The organism is Tatumella sp. JGM91 (assembly GCF_018257575.1).
In the GTDB taxonomy this organism is placed as follows: Bacteria; Pseudomonadota; Gammaproteobacteria; order Enterobacterales; family Enterobacteriaceae; genus Tatumella; species Tatumella punctata.
In genome coordinates this window covers 212,409-232,419 of sequence record NZ_JAERJP010000002.1, presented here as the reverse complement: position 1 = coordinate 232,419, position 20,011 = coordinate 212,409, and the positions used below count along the sequence as shown (strand labels likewise).

Below are 20,011 nucleotides of genomic sequence, written 5' to 3'. Positions count from 1 at the left end.
GTTATGTTTGTTCCTTTCCTGATAATGCTCCGTGAAGGCCTTGAGGCCGCATTAATTGTCAGTCTGATTGCCAGTTATCTGCAGCGAACCGGCCGTAGCCGATGGTTTCCGGCGATGTGGTCCGGCGTCGGAATGGCTGCTGTACTCTGCCTCGGACTGGGCATTTTCATCAACCTGACTACCGGAGAGTTCCCGCAGAAACAGCAGGAATTATTTGAAGCTATTGTGGCGATGGTTGCGGTCGTAGTGCTTACCTGGATGGTGTTCTGGATGCAGCGGGTCGCCCGTCATATAAAAACCGGGCTGACAGATGCTATCGAACATGCTTTACAACGCAGCAGTGGCGGAGGACTGGCTCTGGTATTTATGGTGTTTCTGGCAGTGGCACGTGAAGGACTGGAATCGGTGTTTTTCCTGCTGGCGGCATTCACTCAGGATGTGGGATATGCACCACCGGCAGGTGCAGTGCTCGGGCTGGTGACCGCCATTTTCCTCGGCATACTGCTGTATCGTGGGGGGATTACCCTTAATCTTGCCGGTTTTTTCCGCTGGACCAGTTTATTCATTTTATTTGTTGCCGCGGGCCTGGCTGCCGGTGCCGTCCGCGCTTTTCATGAGGCGGGTATCTGGAACGGTTACCAGTCTGTAGCTTTTGACCTTAGTGATATTTTATCGACCCATTCAGTGGCGGGTACCTTACTGGAAGGTATTCTCGGATATCAGGAGGCCCCGACAGTCAGTGAAGTGGCTGTCTGGTGCCTTTATCTGATTCCCGCATTACTGCTGTTTTTCCGCAGCGCGGGTCCGGTAGTCACTGTCAGCCGGCCGGCCAGCTGATATCCGGGTACTGCTATTTTAAACCATATAAACAGGGATTCAGACATGAAAACAGTTTTCCGTCGTCATGCATTACTCACCGCGATGCTGGCGGTTTCAGGGCTGGCCAATGCAGCCGGTACTCCTCAGGTGACTGTGACGGTAACGGACACCAGGTGTGAGCCTATGGCATTAACCGTCAATGCCGGTAAGACACAGTTTATTATTAAGAATAACAGTCAGAAAGGGCTGGAATGGGAAATACTTAAAGGCGTGCTGGTGGTTGAAGAGCGTGAAAACATTGCCCCCGGATTCAGCCAGAAACTGACGGCAACCCTCGACGCCGGAGAATATGAAATGACCTGTGGCCTGTTGAGTAACCCTAAGGGGAAACTGACAGTCAAGGCCAGTGGTCAGCAGGGTGAAACCCGGCAGCAGAACCATTTACTGGCACTGCAAGGCCCGGTAACCGCCTACAAGGCCTATGTTGTTGCGGAAGTGACTCAGCTGGTGGCAGGGACTAAACAATTCACTGATGCTATTAACGCCGGTGATATTGTCCGTGCCAGGGCGCTGTTTGCGCCGGTCCGCCGCCATTATGAACGTATTGAACCTATCGCAGAGCTGTTTTCTGATCTTGATGGACGGATTGATGCCCGCGAAGACGATTACGAGAAAAAAGCAGAAGATCCTGCATTCACGGGTTTTCACCGGCTTGAGAAGGCATTATTTGCCGATAATTCGGTGGCGGGTATGGGACATTATGCAGACCAGTTGTATCAGGATACCCTGGAACTGCAGCAGCGTATTAACCAACTGGCTTTCCCGCCTGCCAAAATGGTGGGCGGTGCTGCCGGTTTAATGGAGGAGATCGCATCAGGGAAAATTTCCGGTGAAGAAGACCGCTACAGCCGGACCGATCTTTCAGATTTCCGTGCTAATCTTGACGGTGCACAAAAAATCGTTTCCCTGTTGCACCCCTTGCTTGAAAAACAGAACCCTGCATTACTGGCTAAGATCACCGCGAACTTTACTAAAGTTGATTCTATTCTCGACAAATATACCGAGGGTGACGGTTACCAGTCTTATGACAAGCTGACTATAGCAGACCGTAATGCGCTGAAAGGGCCGGTCACTACACTGGCTGAAGACTTATCACAACTGCGCGGCACGCTGGGCCTCGATTAAACATGACCTGTAAACCTCAGACCACCGAACCATCGCGGCGGCGGTGGTTAAAAAAACTGGGCCTGCTTGGCGGTGCTGCCGCAGTCAGCGGGGGCTGTCCGTTTCAGTCGCAGGCCAGTACCGCGGAACAAGATCCTTGTGTTCCACAGGATCAACGTTACGGGCTTGAGCCGTTCTACGGGCCACATCAGGCCGGTATTATCACGCCACAACAGGCGTCGATGATGTTACTGGCATTTGATGTGCTGGCAGAGAATACCGCAGATTTACAACGGATGTTCAGATTGCTCACTGAGCGTATCGCATTTCTGACCACTGGCGGACCGGATCCGGCACAAGAAAATCCGTTATTGCCACCAATGGACTCAGGGATCCTTGGGGCGGATATCCTGCCGGATAACCTCACTATTACTGTCTCGGTGGGAGCATCATTATTTGACAGTCGTTATGGGTTACAGGCCCGTAAACCACGTAAACTGCAAATCATGACCCGTTTTCCGAATGATTCGCTGGATGCTGCCTATTGTCACGGTGATTTACTGTTGCAGATCTGTGCTAATGGCCGGGATACGGTGATCCATGCGGCCCGTGACATCATCAAATATATGCCGGATTTACTGGCCGTTCGCTGGAGGTATGAAGGTTTTATTTCTGCCCATGCTGCCGCCAGTCGTGGTAAAGAAACGCCGGTAAACTTGCTGGGTTTTAAAGATGGCACAGCCAATCCACAGACTTCAGACCCTGAACTGATTGAACGGGTGTTGTGGGTTGCTCCCGCTTCGGGAGAACCTGAGTGGGCAACCGGCGGCAGTTATCAGGCCGTCAGGCTGATTCGTTTCCATGTTGAAATGTGGGATCGGACACCGTTGCATGAGCAGGAAACGATTTTCGGGCGTAATAAAACCAATGGTGCACCGCTGGGTATGCAGCATGAACATGATGTACCCGACTACAGTCAGGATCCACAAGGGCAGATTATCCCATTGGATGCACATATGCGGCTGGCGAATCCACGTGATGCCGGCAGTGAGCAACGGTTGCTATTACGCCGTGGTTATAGTTATTCCGGCGAAGTACTGGCATCGGGACAACTGGATATGGGGCTGCTGTTTGTCTGTTATCAACGGGATTTGGAAAAATCTTTTATCAGTGTACAGCAACGGCTGAATGGTGAACCTCTTGAAGAATATATCCGGCCATTTGGCGGCGGATATTTTTTTGCCTTACCCGGCGTTGCCGATAATCAGCATTATCTGGCCCAGTCACTGCTCGAAAATTAACCTTTTTTATGACGGTAATATAAATCAGTTGCTGGCCTCAGGACTGATTTATATATCATATCACCGGCGTCAGGGGACTATTCTGATCATTATTCCCGCCGGAAAGAAATAAAATAACACTTTGTTTTTTATTTGTTATTTTATTAATTTACTCGGATTTCTGATTATTTTTTATCGAATTAGTAAAAATAGTGTTGCATTTCACTGCCTGTCAGGTACAAATTATTCCCTGTAAGTGATGGTGTCGATAGTTTCTCCGGAGAGTATGGATGAATTGTGACTGCTGGTATGACTTCAGAAACATTTCACTTGTGTCGCCCGGCACAGGTACTGGCTGTAATCAACACTTATTAGCAGCTTCTCCCTTATTCTCATTACTGCATGTCTCTTTTACTGGTGCACGTTCATTCGAGCGATGCGCTGATTTCTATGGCCGTTTATGGCTTAAAAGGAAGCCTGTTAACCTCTAAAGCGTTCACGTATACGCGTCTGTTTTCAGACACGGAAAATGAAACCAACTGTAAGGTGCCAACATGGGAAGACAGAAAGCAGTGATTAAAGCGCGTCGTGAAGCGCGCCGGGTGATCCGTAATGACTCACGTAGCCACCGGCAGCGCGAGGAAGAATCGGTGACTTCGCTGGTACAAATGGGGGGTATGGACTCTATTGGTATGGCGCGTGACTCCCGCGATCGCTCAGTCATCGCAGCCCGTAATGATGCGCAGGCGCGCTATCTGGCTGCCATCGAAAATAAACAACTTATTTTTGCCACCGGCGAAGCCGGTTGTGGTAAAACCTGGATCAGCGCTGCAAAAGCTGCGGAAGCATTATCCGGTAAAGATGTTGAACGTATTATCGTGACCCGCCCGGTATTGCAGGCTGATGAAGATCTTGGTTTTCTGCCCGGCGATATTGCTGAGAAGTTTGCGCCTTATTTTCGTCCGGTATATGACGTGCTGGTAAAACGTCTCGGTGCCTCATTTATGCAATACTGCCTGCGCCCCGAAATTGGGAAAGTCGAAATAGCCCCCTTTGCTTATATGCGCGGGCGGACCTTCGAAAATGCATTTGTCATTCTTGATGAAGCACAAAACGTTACTGCCGCGCAGATGAAAATGTTCCTTACGCGATTAGGCGAAAATGTGACTGTGATTGTTAACGGGGATATTACCCAGTGTGATTTGCCGTCGGGGGTGACTTCCGGGCTGGCAGATGCCTTACAGCGTTTTACGGATGACCAGCTGGTCGGTCTGGTACATTTTGATAAACAGGATTGTGTCCGTTCAGAACTGTGCCAGCGTACTTTGCAGGCCTATGACTGAGTGATAAACCGGCCCTGATACACCTTTCCTTCAGCCTTTTAACGGTTATTTACCTGAGGCCACAGCCTGACAGCTGTGGCCTGTTCTTTTTACAGGTCGTTTAACGTGAATAAGAGCGGGGGGCAGGCTGCTTACCTGTGACTGATAGCGGATCGTTCGGCCTGTATCAATAATTTTCCTGTTTGCGGGCAGGGCAGATATTTCTTCTGTCCGGCTGGCAGTATCCGGAAATTTATCCGTCCCCGGGCAATTTGATTTTCTGAAGTAATAACGGTGTCTCCGGAGCGGCTATATCCCTGAAAACACCTGTCGCAGGGTACCCGCGTATAATAATCGGTGCTGCTGCTGAGTTTTTGCTGGCTGGCTATTGGCACAACCGGCGTTGCTGGTCGCTGACCGGGTAAATACCTAGGCTGATGATCCACATTAACTGCCCGCAATGGCGGGTTTCTGAAATTCAGGGATCATCATCTATGATGCAACAGCAACAACTTATGCAAGCCGCAGGGATCAGTGAAACACTGGCCATGGTCTGGCTGGGCCCGCTGACCAGAGCGATGTCAGAGTTTTCGATTGAACAGCCGGAAGATCAGGCAATGTTTATTGCTCAGACCGGCCACGAATCTGCCGGTTTTAGCGTACTCACCGAAAATTTTAACTATACCTGCCATGCCTTAGCCGAATTATTTCCACAATACATCACCGGTCAGCAGGCGGTATTACTGGGACGCAGTGCTGAACAGCCAGCCCAACAGCAACAGATTGCGGAATTAATCTACGGTAACAGGCTGGGTAACCAGTCGGCAACCGAAGGCTGGGTTTATCGCGGACGAGGACTGATCCAGATCACTGGCCGCGGTAACTATAGTGATTGTGCCGGCGGCCTGAACCTGCCGTTGCTGAGTTATCCTGAAATGCTGGTGCAACCGGAACCGGCCGCCCGTTCAGCGGCCTGGTTCTACAAAACCCATGGTTGCCTGGCATATCCGGGGAATATCCGCAAAGTAACGCAGATCATTAATGGTGGCAGTACCGGGCTTGCTGATCGTCAGGCCAGATTCACAATGGCATTACAGGTATTTAGCGGGAGTCACGGATGAACATAAAATCCCTGCTTATTACTCTCGCTATGCTGATTTGGCTGAGCAGCCTGATCCTGACCGGGGTTGTCAGCTGGCGCTACAAAACTGCGCTGGTGGCACAGCAGCAGGCGGAACAACAGCAACAACAGCAGGCTGCGATCATTACTCACCAGCAGCAACAATGGCTACAGACCAACAGACTCTCGCAACAGGTACTGGCGGCAAATACCCGCAGCAGGGAACAGACAGAGGAAAAACTTAATGAATATCGGAAAATTCTGCGTAACCGGCAAAGTTGTAACCAGCCTGTGCCTGATGATATTGCTCAGCGGTTGTACCGTTACGCACAAAGCTTACGAACCCGCGCAATGTACACTGCTGCCGGCAGCACTGCTACAGCCGGTAGTCGCGCCATTACCCCCGGACAGTTAACTTACTGTCAGGCGGTGTTATGGATAGATCCGTTACTCCATGCTCTGGAAACAGCCAATAATCAGTTAATTGCCATCTCGGGTATTGAACAATCACGGGCAGGTAAAACGGGCCGGAGTCAATGATGATATTTGCCGGTGGATAACTATCATAAACCCCGGCCCGTGGTGCCCGGCAGCAAGCCGGGCCCGCGGGAGAAGTTACCCTGCCGCTCAGGGATGTTTTTCTCTGTCGAAAACGCTGTGTTCCTGGCTCTTTCAGATAACAGAAAAATGACATTCCGGCGATAACTCCTGAACCGATCGCAATAACAAACAGCAGGCCGTTCGCCCTGTTTCAGGTCATGTTTTGCTGTCTCCGGGATCACCGGGCGATACAGCGGAACCGGTGCCTGCATCTGTTCCGGATCTGTCTGTTATGCTGTCCGAATAACCATCATGCTGAAATATCTGCGGATACTTTATTCACATTTCCTGCGCATTGTTATGCTGTGATAACCGCAGCGTTGATCAAACGGAGTGGTTATGGACCGTCGTCGTTTTTTGGAATGTGTGGCAGGCGGACTACTGCTCAGCCGGGCCCGCGGTAGTTTGTCGGCCGGGAATCGCCCTGCACAGATTATTCCATTGTGGCCGGGAACACCACCGGGAGGCGGGGGCCCTGACGGGGGACTCCGGGTATCGCGCAGTGGTGCACAAAGCAATATCGTCCGCCCCTTGCTGACTGTTTATACACCGCCACGGACTGAGGGTTATGGGGTATTGGTTGCCGCCGGTGGCGGATATAAACGAATTGAAACAGCAAAGGAAGCGTTACCCGCGGCCCGGTGGCTAAATCAACGGGGATTTACGGCTTACATATTGAGCTATCGTCTGCCGGCTGAAGGCTGGAATGATGGTAACCTGGTGGCATTACAGGATGCACAGCGTGCCTTAAGGATAATCAGGGCACGGGAGGAACATGTCAGTGTACTGGGTTTCTCGGCCGGAGGCCATCTGATGGGAATGGCTGCAACACGCAGTCATTTTGACGGCTATCCGCCACAAGACAGTATTGACAGCCTGCCAGCAAGGGCTGACCGGGCCGCATTGATTTACCCGGTGATCACCTTGCAGTCACCTTACAATCATACATCAACCTATAACGTGCTGGCCGGTCGCGAGGCAACACCCCGCCAGCAAGCGCAATTATCAGTGCCGACTTTTGTCACCCCGCAATCACCGCCTTTTTTGCTGGTTCAGGCCTCGGATGATCCTGTCTCCGACCCGCAAAATACCTTAATTATGCAGGCTGCCTGTCAGCGTAATCACGTCCCTGTTGAACTGTTCCGTTATTCCCGCGGCGGCCATGGTTTTGCAATGGGCAGGCCAGGTACACCCACTGTCCGCTGGCCGCTGCATTATCAACACTGGTTACAGGCGTGGCGAAACAAACAGTAAAACACCCTCTTTTGTTTAATATTTATTATTAATAATCCCGGGTGTTTTGCCCGGTACTATTAGGGCTGATGGAATACCGCAAGAGGTAACTCTACAGGGGGGAGGTTTGCCGGCGGACACTGGCAATAATGATACAGAGAAAGACATTATCAGCCAGGTGGCAGGAGCTGGATAACTCTTTGTAGTAACAGATTTTTGTAAGGCGGGTAATTAAGTAATTAATGCTATTAATCATTAACCAGCCTGACAAATAATTTAAAAGTTTGATCTGGATCACTCTAATCTGCTCTCAGGGGGGTACCTTAGGATTATCACAACAAGTTCATACGCCGGTAATTATCACCGTTTATACAACAGATAAATTTATGTGATTTCAAAAGGAAATAACCATGAGTGCAGAAAAAAAAGTTGCAGTGGTCACAGGTGCAGGTCAGGGTATTGGCAGGGCGGTGGCACTGCGACTGGCCAGAGATGGTTTCAGTATCGGCAGTCTGGACTTTAACGGAGAATCTGCCCGTGAAACTGTTGATCTGATTACCCGTGCAGGCGGAGAAGCACTTGCTGTGGTAGTGGATGTAGCTAATCGCGAACAGGTTTTTGCTGCGGTTGATAAGGTCGCTGAGAAATTCGGCCGTCTTGATGTGATCGTAAATAATGCCGGACTGGGTCCGACCACACCGATTGAAGACATCACACCTGAAATATATCATAAAGTCTTTGACGTGAATGTCGGTGGTGTCTACTGGGGTACCCAGGCAGCGCTGAAACATTTCAGGAAAAGAACGCCCGCAAAAACCGGGGATGTGATTGGTAAAATCATTAATGCATCTTCACAGGCGGGTCAGGTCGGTAATCCTGATCTTGCTGTGTATGGTGCTACTAAGTTCGCGGTGCGCGGTATCACCCAGACGGCGGCAAAAGATTTGGCTAAATTTGGTGTAACAGTAAATGCTTATTGCCCCGGTATTGTTCGTACGCCGATGATGGAAGGTATCGCCAAAAAAGTGGCTGAAGAGAATGGTCAGTCACTGGAATGGGGGCTGGAACAGTGGGCGAAAAATGTTACTTTGGGCCGTATTTCTGAACCAGAAGATGTTGCAGCTTGTGTGTCCTATCTTGCCGGCTCTGACTCGGACTATATGACCGGGCAGGCATTAATTATCGATGGTGGTATGACATTTAACTGATTTCCCTGCTAATTAATAGTTATTTCCCCGACAGGTTATTAACCTGGCGGGGTGATGGTATTTGTTCCGGTTAACCTTCCTTCAGTCAGCCACCGTTCAGTTGCGGGTAAACTGCCTATTATTGAATTCTGCTCACATGCCTATTCTGAATTGACTCTCTTATCAGTATTCCGCCGGAGCGATAGACTGGTCTACGCAGACTTTCTGATCAGGAGAATATTATGATTACCGTATTACAAAGCGGCGATAAGCCGTCAGCGAAAGGCCCTGATGAATATTTTACCGGAACCGTTCGTATTGATGCCCCATTCTGTGGCTCCGGGCCAGCGACGGTGAGCGGAGCGACTGTTACCTTTGAACCGTCAGCCCGTACTGCATGGCATACTCATCCTTTGGGACAGACACTGATTATCACTGCTGGTACTGGTTTTGTCTGTGAGTGGGAGCGGCCGCTGCAAAAACTCCGTCCCGGAGATATTGTATGGATTCCGGCGGGTGTTAAACACTGGCATGGGGCCAGCCCGCAAAACAGTATGACGCATATTGCGATTGCCGAGGCTGAAAACGGTAGCGTTGTTGAATGGATGGAGAAAGTCACTGATGAGCAGTACGCTATAGCGTGATAAAACCGAGGACGGCAGAGCTGCTCTTATCCTGTTGTCCTTTCCGTAAATGTCTTATCGAATTTTACGGATGATACCTTTAATTTACGCAGAAAAATCAACCAGAAGAAAGCCCGGATCCAATCGCTGATGGAAAAGCTAAAATACTTTATTTATCGCTGTCTCGCCATTCTTCAATAACTCACTGATTTTATTAAGGTAATACGCACCATGGTGTAAATAATCGTCATCCCTCCGGCTGCTAATATCTGCGTTTTCACCACTGTGATAGCATGTACAGGTCATTTTTCAGAGCAAGTGCCATGATAAAGAAGGCTCATACCCCGACACCTCACGATGCGACATTCCGTCAGTTTATGACACAGCCTGATATTGCCCGCGATTTTATAGAACTCCACCTGCCGGCTGATTTGCTTGCTCTCTGCGATCTTCGTACACTGAAACTGGAGTCCGGTTCTTTTATTGAAGATGACTTGCGACAATATTTCAGCGATGTGCTCTATAGCCTGAAAACGTCTTCCTCTGACGGATACATTTATATACTGGTCGAACATCAGTCAGCTCCTGATAAACATATGGCATTTCGTCTGCTCCGCTATGGGGTTGCTGCCATGCAGCGCCATCTGGACGCTGGTTATAAGAAATTACCGCTAGTGATACCGGTACTGTTCTATACAGGTAATCGCAGTCCATATCCATATTCTACCCACTGGTTTGATGAGTTTGACGATCCTGAACTGGCTGGCAAAATTTATAATCGTGCTTTTCCGCTGGTCGATGTCAGTATTATCCCCGATGAGGAAATCGCGGGGCACCGCAGTCTGGCTGCTCTGACTCTGTTGCAAAAACATATTCAGCAGCGCGATCTGGCTGAACTGGTAGACCGGCTGGCCCCCATCTTACTGGCCGGAGACCTGTCTTCATCACGGGTGATATGGCTGATACACTATATTTTACAGGCAGGTGAAACATCAGATGCCGAAGTCTTAGTACGTGAACTGGCACAACGGGTGCCTCAATACGGAGATCCACTGATGACTATCGCACAACAGCTTGAACAGAAAGGTATTGAGAAAGGTATTGAGAAAGGTGAACGCGAAGCGACCCTGAAAATTGCCCGTAATATGCTGCGTAATGGTGTTACCCGAGACATTATCATTACCACAACCGGCCTGAGTGAAGCCGAGCTGGTCCGGCTTTGCTTTTGAACCTGATCCTTCTACTGCCAGCATGCCCTGCGGCCATACAACAGGCTGTGTTGTCGAACCCTGCGAGGGCTCTCACCCTCCCGGGCCGGTGCTCGCTGAAAGCGATAAAAAAGCCTGAACTTTCGTTCAGGCTCTCTTAATAAATAATGGCGGTGAGGGAGGGATTCGAACCCTCGATACGTTGCCGTATACACACTTTCCAGGCGTGCTCCTTCAGCCACTCGGACACCTCACCACATTTTTTCTGTCGACCGCTGTAGCGGCTAACGGGGCGGTACTATAGGGAGTCGGCCGCAAACGGTCAAGATTTTTTTTATTCTTTTGTTTTATTCGCTTAACTACTGAGCTTGTTGATGCAATTGACCGCAAGATGATGGTATTTTATTCAGCGGACGGTCAGTAACCTCAGTCTTTAACCTGCTCAGCAAAGCGTTTACGTAATTTCTGTAACTTTGGCGGGATTACCGCCAGACAAAAACCGTTGCGCTGGCCGGCACCATCCCAGTAATTCTGATGGTAGTCTTCGGCAGGATACCATGTCCGGAGCGGTTCGATGGTGGTGACCACCGGTGCAGAGTGTTCTGCTGCGGCACGCTGAATGGCTTCTCTGGCTGCGGCTTCCTGCTGCGGGTTGTCAGGAAAAATAGCTGATCGGTACTGTGTCCCGATGTCATTTCCCTGACGATTTAACTGAGTAGGGTCGTGGGTAGCAAAACTGATATCCAGTAAATCTCCGTAACTGACGACCGCAGGATCAAAACCAATCCGGATAGCTTCTGCATGTCCGGTAGTACCTTCACATACCTGCTGATAGACTGGGTTTTCCGTGATCCCCCCCGTATAGCCGCTTTCGACGGATTCAACCCCGTTAATGCTTTTGAATACCGCTTCAGTACACCAAAAACAGCCACCGGCAATTACTGCATACTCTATTGTCATCGTACATTCCTCTGTTTACTGCCGAATAATGATTGTCACTATATCAGATATGTGCAGTATGCTGTTTTTCAAGTCTCATTATCTCCTGTTGCAGACGACAGTCTTCCGGAAAACAGGATAATGACAGAATCCGGCTATTACTGGCCGTTATATCGGTGAACCAGAAAGTCAGTATCACTGCAGATAAAGCATTAACCATCCTCTGTAATGAATCATCTGCAGAGGACAATCAGAAAATTACAGCGCAGTATTTTGATAACCCCCCTCGAAAGATTGCATTATTTATAACCAGAATCGGGCAATGTAAATTAACTGGCTGTATCTCTTTACAGGATAAACTCATAGCTCATCACCGCACTGAATAGTGATGTAAAAATCTTATATGCTGTCCTGCCGGTAGTAACTGCCACAAACAGTACCTGTACGCAAGGTAATGCCATTATTTTTTATATCAATGCCGGTTGATGCTGGCAGGTTAAAATAATTAATTTCAGAATTGATCGATTTTGTTTAATAAAGGCATTGATTTTAGCAGGTGAATAATCGTCGTACTTTCTCTATTGAAATAGTCATGCAACGGAAGGCGTTATTTTAAGAATAATGTTTTATCTTTAGCGCCGGGTGGTATAACCTTCTGCTTGCTAACACAAATTGTCGTTTGAATATTTATTCATGTAAAAGAATAAGTATCTCTTGCTTTCGTAAGAAGTGAATGAGAAATTTAATTTAACATTACACACCCCATTGCCGCGGCAGTGGATTTGTTATTAATTGTTTCAACAGGCTGATCGCAGTTTTTGATAAAAAAAATAAATGGGTTTCATTACTCTCAAAAGAGAGTGCTGTAAATTTCGAAATGATCTGGGTCAATTATTAAGATGAAACAACCGTGAAAGTTATTGTGCGCGTTACTGACAGAGGTTAAATTCTAATAAGATAAATCCCATAAAAAAGGAAAAAATAACTTCGTATTCTCTCACTAAACTCAGAAGTTGCGGTTTATTATACTGTTTCCGAAAGCTTTTTAATTATTTAATCTTGTAATTAAGTTCATGAAAGATAAGTTTCACGGATGAATATACCCCGGAAAACCAGTGCACGGCTTGCCGGGCCTTTAGGTTCACAATTTATACAGCAGGAAAGAAAAATGAATACAACTAACCTGGTGAAACATATTTATGATGTTAACCTTTCATATTTACTTCTGGCCCAGCAATTAATTAGTCAGGATAAATCCTCAGCTATGTTCCGTTTAGGGGTTGATGAGTCAATGGCGAATAAACTGGCTGAACTTACTTTACCCGAACTGGTTAAGCTGGCTGAGACAAATCAGTTGATATGTAAGTTACGGTTTATAGATTATACGATTATTCAGCAGCTGACGCGTGAATCCCGGGTGGATGATATGCAGCAAATCCATACCGGAATTATGCTGGCCAGTAAACTTTTACAATCCGTTTCTTAGAGATTATTCGGGCCAGATTCAGGAGGTAAATATGAAAGTACATAGCGTTATACGTGAAGGTCATGATATCCAGCTGGCGATTGACCTGATCCGCCTGGGAGCACGGTTGCAATTGCTTGAAAGTGAGACCGTACTCAGCCGCGGACGTCTTATCCGGTTATATAAGGAAATCAAGGGTTGCCCGCCGCCGAAGGGGATGCTGCCGTTTTCCACCGACTGGTTTATGACATGGGAACATAATATTCATGCGACCGTATTCTTTCACGCATGGTTATTTATGCAGAAAACACATCTGCTTAATGGTGTCGATGGGTTGATTGCTGCCTATCGTCTGTACCTGGAACAATGTCCTCCCGCAGATACAGGACCACTGCTGGCACTGACCCGCGCATGGACATTGATCCGTTTTGTGGATAGCGGAATGCTTGAACTGGCAGCCTGCCGCTGTTGCCACGGACAGTTTATTAATCATGCTCATCAGCCTAAGGGGAGCTTTATTTGCAGTTTATGCCAGCCCCCTTCCAGGGCGGTGAAAAAACGTAAACTTCCGCAGACACCTGCCGATAACATCGTATATATGCGGGGTGAAGAAATAAAAATATGATCATTATCTGATCTGTTTATTCTCCGTAATGTGATAACTATATTTTTTATTAGTTTTTAATAATATCAATATAATCAAAATCCGCAAAATATACCGATGACGTAAGGGGTCTCCGTGTTAATTATTCTGGGATATATAGTGGTTATCGCCTCAGTGCTGGGAGGCTATGTTCTGGTTGGCGGGGAACTGGGGGTATTATATCAGCCTTCTGAGCTATTAATTATTGGCGGGGCAGGGGCAGGTGCTTTTCTGGTTGGGAATAATGGTAAGTCAGTATTAAAAACACTCAGAGCTCTGCCATTATTACTGCGAGGCTCGAAATATACGAAAACGCATTACCTGGATTTAATGACGTTGTTATTTATTCTGTTATCTAAGGCCCGTCAGCAGGGAGTGCTTGCTCTGGAGAAGGATATCGAAAATCCGGCGGAGAGTGAGATATTTACTCAGTACCCACGTTTGCTGAATGATCAAATGGTGACTGACTTTATGACCGATTATTTGCGCTTGATTATCAGCGGTAATATGAGCGCATTTGAGATTGAATCTCTGATGGATGAAGAAATAGAAACCTATGAACATGAAAGTGATGCACCGGCACAAAGTATAGCGATGGCAGGTGACGGTCTGCCTGCATTTGGTATTGTGGCGGCTGTAATGGGGGTGATTCATGCCCTGGCGTCAGCAGATCGCCCGGCAGCCGAGCTGGGCGCGTTAATTGCTCATGCCATGGTCGGGACATTTCTTGGTATTCTGCTTTCCTACGGATTTATTACCCCGCTGGCCGCGGTGCTGCGGCAGAAATATGCCGAAAATATAAAAATGATGCAGTGTATTAAAATCACGCTGCTATCCAATATGCATGGTTATCCGCCACAGATTGCCGTCGAGTTCGGCAGAAAAGTGCTGTATTCAACGGAACGACCATCCTTTACTGAACTTGAAGATCATGTACGTGAAAACAAATCTGTAAATAAAACATCAGCGGAAGCAGATGTATGAAACCTGACGAACGCCAGATAGTGGTGGTGAAAAAAAGAAAGTCGTCGGGCCACCATGAAAGTCATGGCTCCTGGAAAATTGCTTATGCCGATTTTATGACGGCAATGATGGCCTTCTTTATGGTGATGTGGCTGATTGCTGTATCCACCCCGAAGGAGCTGCAACAGATTGCTGAATATTTCAAAATGCCACTGCGGGTGGCATTATCCGGCGGACAACGCAGCAGTGACAGTGTCAGTCCGGTACCTGGCGGAGGCAATGATATTACGCAAAAACAGGGTGAAACCTTAAAGACGCCTCGTAAAACAGACAGTAAACATCAGCGTGATGTACAGCAGCTCAAAAAACTGAAAAAAGAGCTGGAAAGTTTGTTACTCAATGATCCGCGTCTGAAAGCACTACGGCCCCATTTATTGATTACTGTCGTCAGTGGCGGGTTACGTATTCAGATTATCGATAGTAAACAACGGCCAATGTTTTTGCTGGGCAGCGCTGAGGTTGAACCCTATATGCGCACTCTGCTGCAGGCTATTGCACCTGTGCTGAACGATGTGCCCAACAAAATAAGTATTGCAGGACATACAGATGATTTTCCTTATCAGGACGGAGAAAAAGGTTTCAGTAACTGGGAATTGTCGGCAAACCGTGCCAACGCTTCGCGCCGTGAACTGGTGCGTGGCGGCCTTAATCAGGGAAAAGTACTCCGGGTAGTTGGTATGGCTGACACTATGAAGCTGAAAGATCTTCAGGGTGATGATGCAGAAAACCGTCGTATCAGTTTGCTGGTACTGAATCAGGATGCGGAAGAAGCTATCGAGAAAGAAAACCGGGAAGAGCAGGCAATTACTATTTCAGACCCGTCTGAGCTGAGTCAGCATACCAGTGCCGTAGTTCCGGTACCTGCACCTGACACAGTGCCTGCCATCGCCAGGAAAGGGACAAACAGTTTCCGGATTCAGCAACCGGCGGGTGTTTCTGGCCGTAGCAGCACAGTATCGTCAGCGATTATACCTTCGGATAAATAAAGGCAGCTTACGTGACAATGGATATCAGTGATTTTTATCAGACCTTTTTCGATGAAGCCGATGAATTACTGGCGGATATGGAACAGCATCTGCTGGCACTTGACCCGGCGACTCCGGAAGCCGAGCAACTGAATGCTATTTTCAGAGCGGCCCATTCGATCAAAGGCGGAGCAGCCACTTTCGGTTTCACTGTGCTACAGGAGACGACCCATATTCTGGAAAATATCCTCGACAGTGCCCGCCGTGGTGAACTGGCGCTGAATAGCAGTATTATCAATACGTTTCTGGAAACCAAAGACATTATGCAAGAACAGCTGAATGCCTATAAAACTGCGCAGCAACCCGATGAAGAAAGCTTTAGCTATATTTGCCAAATGCTGCGGCAGATAGCCCTGGGTGTTACCGGCGATCCCCCTCCGATAACGGACCAGGTCTGCGGGCAAACAGTAGCCGCAGAGACCCATACTGAACCTGCGACAGGGACAACATCGGGCAGCGAGCCCCTGCCGCTACGTATCCGGCTGGAGTCTTTGAAAACCAATGAAGCTGAGACCCTGTTAAACGAAATACGACATCTGGGAAATGTGTCGGATGTGGTACAGCAACCCGGCAGTATTGAAGCGACAGTGCAGGGAGTCAGTGCCGATGATTTACTGGCGGTGCTCTGTTTTGTGGTTGATGAGCAGCAAATACATTTTGTTTCGCCCGGCGAATCCCATCCGCCGGTCAAAGAGAGCAGAGAGAATACGGATGATGTTGTGCCTGCGAAAGCCGCACGCCATCAGGCACCGGTCGTAAAAGCCAGCGAGTCTACCAGTATCCGGGTGGCTGTTGAGAAAGTTGACCAGCTGATTAATCTGGTAGGAGAACTGGTGATTACCCAGTCGATGCTGCAGCAGCATGCCAATACGCTTGAGCCGGGCGTACACGGAGACCTGCTGAACAGTATGAGCCAGCTGGAACGTAACGCCCGGGATTTACAGGAGTCGGTAATGTCTATCCGGATGATGCCCATGGAGTATGTATTCAGCCGTTTTCCGCGGCTGGTGCGTGATCTGGCCGCGAAACTGGATAAGAAAATTGAGCTGACATTACAAGGCAGTTCAACGGAACTCGATAAAAGTCTGATAGAGCGAATCATCGATCCACTGACACATCTGGTGCGTAATAGTCTGGATCATGGTATTGAATCTCCTCAGCAGCGGCTGCAACAGGGTAAAACCGAAACCGGTAACCTGATCCTGTCTGCGGAACACCGCGGTGGTAATATCTGTATTGAGGTTACGGATGACGGCGCGGGCCTGAACCATGAAAAGATACTCGCCAAAGCCAGGCAGTCAGGCATTCCTGTTCATGACAATATCAGCGACGATGAGATCGGACTGTTAATTTTTGCGCCCGGATTTTCGACGGCAGAACAGGTGACTGATGTCTCCGGACGGGGAGTCGGGATGGACGTGGTAAAACGGAATATCCAGCAGATGGGCGGACATGTCGAAATAACGTCTATACCCGGTGCCGGTACCACCATCCGTATCCTGCTGCCCCTGACCCTGGCAATCCTCGACGGTATGTCGGTGCGGGTGGGAAATGAAGTCTTTATCCTGCCCCTTAATGCGGTGATGGAATCACTGCAGCCTGACAGTAAAGGGCTGAAAGCGTTAGCCGGAGGGGAGCGGGTACTCGAAGTCCGTGGCGAGTATTTACCGCTGGTGGTGTTATCATCCGTATTTGATGTGGATAATGCCCATACGGATCCGACCCGGGGTATCGCGATTATTTTACAAACTGCCGGTAAACGTTATGCCTTACTGGTTGATCAGCTTATTGGCCAGCATCAGGTCGTGGTAAAAAATCTTGAAAGTAATTACCGCAAAGTTGAAGGCATCTCTGCAGCAACCATTATGGGAGACGGCAGTGTCGCGTTTATCGTTGATATTGCGGTATTGCAGTCATTTCATCGGGATAAATGTTTATCCGCGAAATCGGGTAAGCTCGTCGAATAGATTTGCGGGGTTAATGTGGAACAAATAACAGAGGAAATCGTTTCCCAGGAATTTCTGGTATTTACGCTGGGTGATGAAGAATACGGTATTGATATTCTTAAGGTACAGGAAATTCGCGGGTACGATCACGTCACACGGATTGCCAATACCCCGCCATTTATTAAAGGCGTCACTAACCTGCGCGGAGTGATTGTGCCGATTCTGGATATGCGCATTAAATTTTTGCAGGATAATATTTCCTATAATGAAAATACGGTAGTGATAGTGCTTAATCTTAAACACAGGGTGGTGGGGATTGTGGTGGACGGGGTATCTGACGTCCTCGCTCTGAGTAAAGATGATATTCGTGCTGCGCCGGAATTCACTGTCACTCTGTCAACCGAATATCTGACAGGGCTGGGTGCCAGAGGTGATCGTATGTTAATTCTGGTGGATATCGAAAAATTACTAAACAGTGAAGAAATGGCACTGGTCGATACCCTCGGCTAACCAGCTGTGTAAAAAATAAAAACTTTCTGGCGGCATTTAGTCGCCTTTATTTTGACTGCTGATAGTAAGCAGATAATAAAGATTAATCATGCCGGGCCGATATAAGCAGAGTCATGCTTATTACAGAGGTCATTATGTTCAGTCGGATGAAAATTGTAACCAGTCTATTATGTGTGCTTTGCCTGATGGCAGTATTACAGATTGCCAGTGGCGGGCTTTTTTTTCAGATGCTTAAAACCGGCAAGGATAATTTTTATTTCAGCCAGGTGCTACGCGATCAACAACAATATATTACCGGGGTTAGCAGTGCCCTGCTGGAGGCGAGAAATAATATCAGTATGGCGGCAATCAGTGCACAGCAAAATATTAACGCATTGCAGAGTAATAAACAGGTTCAGGTGCTGCTTAAAAATGCGGCGGACCAGATTAAGCTGGCTGATGAAGAATATCAGAACTATACCAGTGCACTGACCGACAGTGGTCTTAAAGATCCTCGCCAGCAGGATTTACAAAAAAGTTATAAAAAATATCGTGCCGGATTAGACGAATTACTGATGCTGGTCAGTGAGGGTAAGATTGCCGAATTTATCGATATGCCGGTGCTGGAACAACAAAAAAGGTTTGAGGATAATTATAACGGCTGGCTGAAGCGTAATGATGAGCTGACCGATCAGGGAATTACTCAGAGTGCGGTGGATTTTCTGCATGCTGAATGGATGATTATCGGAGTACTGATCGTCACTTTGCTGGTGGTAGGGCTGGTCTGGCTGGGGATGCACCGGATCCTGCTGAGGCCATTACGTCAGGGGATTGAACATATTCGCCAGGTTGCTAATGGCGATCTGACCCATGCTATTGACGTAACCACCAGTAATGAGATGGGGGAACTACTCAGTACTGTCCGTTATATGCAGCAGGAGCTGAGAAATACGGTCGGACTGGTACGCGATAGCTCCGAATCTATTTATACCGGGCCAGCGAAATAGCGAATGGCAGTACCGATTTGTCTGCCCGTACCGAACAACAGGCCGCATCACTGGAAGAAACCGCATCCAGTATGGAACAACTGACCGCAACGGTGAAACAGAATGCCGAAAATGCGCGTCAGGCGTCACAACTGGCGTTAAATGCATCAGATACGGCGCGGCACGGTGGATCTGTGGTCGATAATGTTGTCACCACCATGAAAGATATTGCCGGCAGTTCACAGAAAATTGCCGATATTACCAGTGTGATTGATGGTATTGCCTTCCAGACTAATATTCTGGCCCTGAATGCGGCGGTCGAAGCGGCCCGTGCCGGAGAGCAGGGGCGGGGGTTCGCAGTGGTTGCCGGAGAGGTACGCAACCTCGCACAGCGCAGTGCCCAGGCGGCCAAAGAAATTAAAATCCTGATTGAAGACTCGGTCAGCCGCATCGATTCCGGTTCACAACTGGTGGAAAATGCCGGTGTCACTATGGGAGAAATTGTCAATGCGGTTACCCGGGTGACCGACATTATGGGCGAGATTGCCTCGGCATCGGAAGAGCAAAGTCGTGGTATTGACCTGGTCAGTACCGCAGTGACAGAGATGGATCAGGTGACTCAGCAAAATGCCACTCTGGTCGAAGAGTCGGCAACTTCTGCAGCGACACTGGAAGAACAGGCAGGTTTACTGAAACAGGCAGTCGCTGTGTTCCGTATCGGGCCTGTCACTCATGAAAATGACGTAAAATTGCTGACCGGTGCGGCCAGTGCCAAAGTCGCTCGCGGTCACAGTCAGTCTGCGGATAACTCGCCTGATAACTGGGAAACATTTTGAGCCCTGTACAGTTACCGGCCGGAATAATGCACCGGGAAACACTGGCGGGGAATTCCCCCTGCCGGTCCCGGCAGAGATTTCCCGGAGACGCCCTGTCAGCTGA

At 48.5% G+C, this 20,011-nt stretch carries 17 protein-coding genes, 1 tRNA gene and 1 pseudogene; 17 read left to right on the top strand and 2 right to left on the bottom strand.

All coding sequences use genetic code 11. From position 1 onward, the window contains the following. Positions 1-3 precede the first annotated feature (3 nt). The 10 genes from efeU to JK198_RS02575 all read left to right on the top strand — a co-directional run bounded on the left by efeU (position 4) and on the right by JK198_RS02575 (position 10,577). Complete coding sequence (gene efeU, locus JK198_RS02620; protein WP_212709167.1) at positions 4-837, top strand: iron uptake transporter permease EfeU; 834 nt, start codon at positions 4-6, stop codon at positions 835-837. A 45-nt stretch (positions 838-882) separates the two neighbouring features. Then, positions 883-2,004, top strand: coding sequence for an iron uptake system protein EfeO (gene efeO, locus JK198_RS02615; protein WP_212709166.1), 1,122 nt, complete (start codon positions 883-885; stop codon positions 2,002-2,004). A gap of 2 nt (positions 2,005-2,006) precedes the next feature. Beyond that, complete coding sequence (efeB, locus tag JK198_RS02610; RefSeq protein WP_212710243.1) at positions 2,007-3,284, top strand: iron uptake transporter deferrochelatase/peroxidase subunit; 1,278 nt, start codon at positions 2,007-2,009, stop codon at positions 3,282-3,284. Positions 3,285-3,817: 533 nt separating this feature from the next. Continuing rightward, positions 3,818-4,606: a phosphate starvation-inducible protein PhoH gene (gene phoH / locus JK198_RS02605; RefSeq protein WP_212709164.1), complete on the top strand. Its 789-nt coding sequence runs from the start codon at positions 3,818-3,820 to the stop codon at positions 4,604-4,606. A 476-nt stretch (positions 4,607-5,082) separates the two neighbouring features. Next, a complete protein-coding gene (locus tag JK198_RS02600) occupies positions 5,083-5,706 on the top strand; it encodes a glycoside hydrolase family 19 protein (RefSeq protein WP_212710258.1) in 624 nt (207 codons plus the stop codon). Beyond that, positions 5,703-6,245 (top strand): hypothetical protein, encoded by a 543-nt coding sequence (locus JK198_RS02595; protein WP_212710242.1) that lies wholly within the window; start codon positions 5,703-5,705, stop codon positions 6,243-6,245. The genes JK198_RS02600 and JK198_RS02595 overlap by 4 nt, the downstream gene beginning before the upstream one ends. Before the next feature lie 399 nt (positions 6,246-6,644). Next, positions 6,645-7,559, top strand: coding sequence for an alpha/beta hydrolase (locus tag JK198_RS02590; protein WP_212710241.1), 915 nt, complete (start codon positions 6,645-6,647; stop codon positions 7,557-7,559). 389 nt (positions 7,560-7,948) lie between these two features. Beyond that, positions 7,949-8,746 carry a (S)-acetoin forming diacetyl reductase gene (locus tag JK198_RS02585; RefSeq protein WP_212709161.1) on the top strand — a complete coding sequence of 266 codons (798 nt, stop codon included), beginning with the start codon at positions 7,949-7,951 and terminating at the stop codon, positions 8,744-8,746. Positions 8,747-8,970: 224 nt separating this feature from the next. Then, positions 8,971-9,369, top strand: a complete 399-nt coding sequence (locus JK198_RS02580) for a cupin domain-containing protein (RefSeq protein ID WP_212709188.1) — start codon at positions 8,971-8,973, stop codon at positions 9,367-9,369. A gap of 302 nt (positions 9,370-9,671) precedes the next feature. Further along, complete coding sequence (locus tag JK198_RS02575) at positions 9,672-10,577, top strand: Rpn family recombination-promoting nuclease/putative transposase (protein ID WP_212710240.1); 906 nt, start codon at positions 9,672-9,674, stop codon at positions 10,575-10,577. A gap of 147 nt (positions 10,578-10,724) precedes the next feature. Here the strand turns inward: JK198_RS02575 and JK198_RS02570 are convergent. Beyond that, a tRNA-Ser gene (locus JK198_RS02570) sits at positions 10,725-10,812 on the bottom strand. Between the two features lie 170 nt (positions 10,813-10,982). After that, positions 10,983-11,516, bottom strand: coding sequence for a peptide-methionine (S)-S-oxide reductase MsrA (gene msrA, locus JK198_RS02565; protein ID WP_212709224.1), 534 nt, complete (start codon positions 11,514-11,516; stop codon positions 10,983-10,985). A 1,147-nt stretch (positions 11,517-12,663) separates the two neighbouring features. Between msrA and flhD the strand changes: the two genes are divergently transcribed. The 7 genes and pseudogenes from flhD (at position 12,664) to JK198_RS02530 (ending at position 19,908) form a co-directional block, all read left to right on the top strand. Beyond that, the gene (flhD, locus tag JK198_RS02560; protein WP_212710239.1) at positions 12,664-12,981 is read left to right on the top strand and encodes a flagellar transcriptional regulator FlhD; all 318 of its coding nucleotides are present in this window, start codon (positions 12,664-12,666) and stop codon (positions 12,979-12,981) included. A 31-nt stretch (positions 12,982-13,012) separates the two neighbouring features. Beyond that, complete coding sequence (gene flhC / locus JK198_RS02555; protein ID WP_212709226.1) at positions 13,013-13,585, top strand: flagellar transcriptional regulator FlhC; 573 nt, start codon at positions 13,013-13,015, stop codon at positions 13,583-13,585. A gap of 114 nt (positions 13,586-13,699) precedes the next feature. Further along, complete coding sequence (gene motA, locus JK198_RS02550) at positions 13,700-14,587, top strand: flagellar motor stator protein MotA (protein ID WP_212709227.1); 888 nt, start codon at positions 13,700-13,702, stop codon at positions 14,585-14,587. Further along, a complete protein-coding gene (motB, locus tag JK198_RS02545; RefSeq protein WP_212710238.1) occupies positions 14,584-15,612 on the top strand; it encodes a flagellar motor protein MotB in 1,029 nt (342 codons plus the stop codon). The genes motA and motB overlap by 4 nt, the downstream gene beginning before the upstream one ends. 17 nt (positions 15,613-15,629) lie before the next feature. Continuing rightward, a complete protein-coding gene (gene cheA / locus JK198_RS02540; RefSeq protein ID WP_212709256.1) occupies positions 15,630-17,618 on the top strand; it encodes a chemotaxis protein CheA in 1,989 nt (662 codons plus the stop codon). Further along, on the top strand, positions 17,619-18,107 hold the full coding sequence (gene cheW / locus JK198_RS02535; RefSeq protein ID WP_212709257.1) for a chemotaxis protein CheW: 489 nt from the start codon (positions 17,619-17,621) through the stop codon (positions 18,105-18,107). 134 nt (positions 18,108-18,241) lie between these two features. Then, positions 18,242-19,908, top strand: a pseudogene (locus JK198_RS02530) (methyl-accepting chemotaxis protein). The last annotated feature ends 103 nt before the right edge of the window (positions 19,909-20,011 follow it).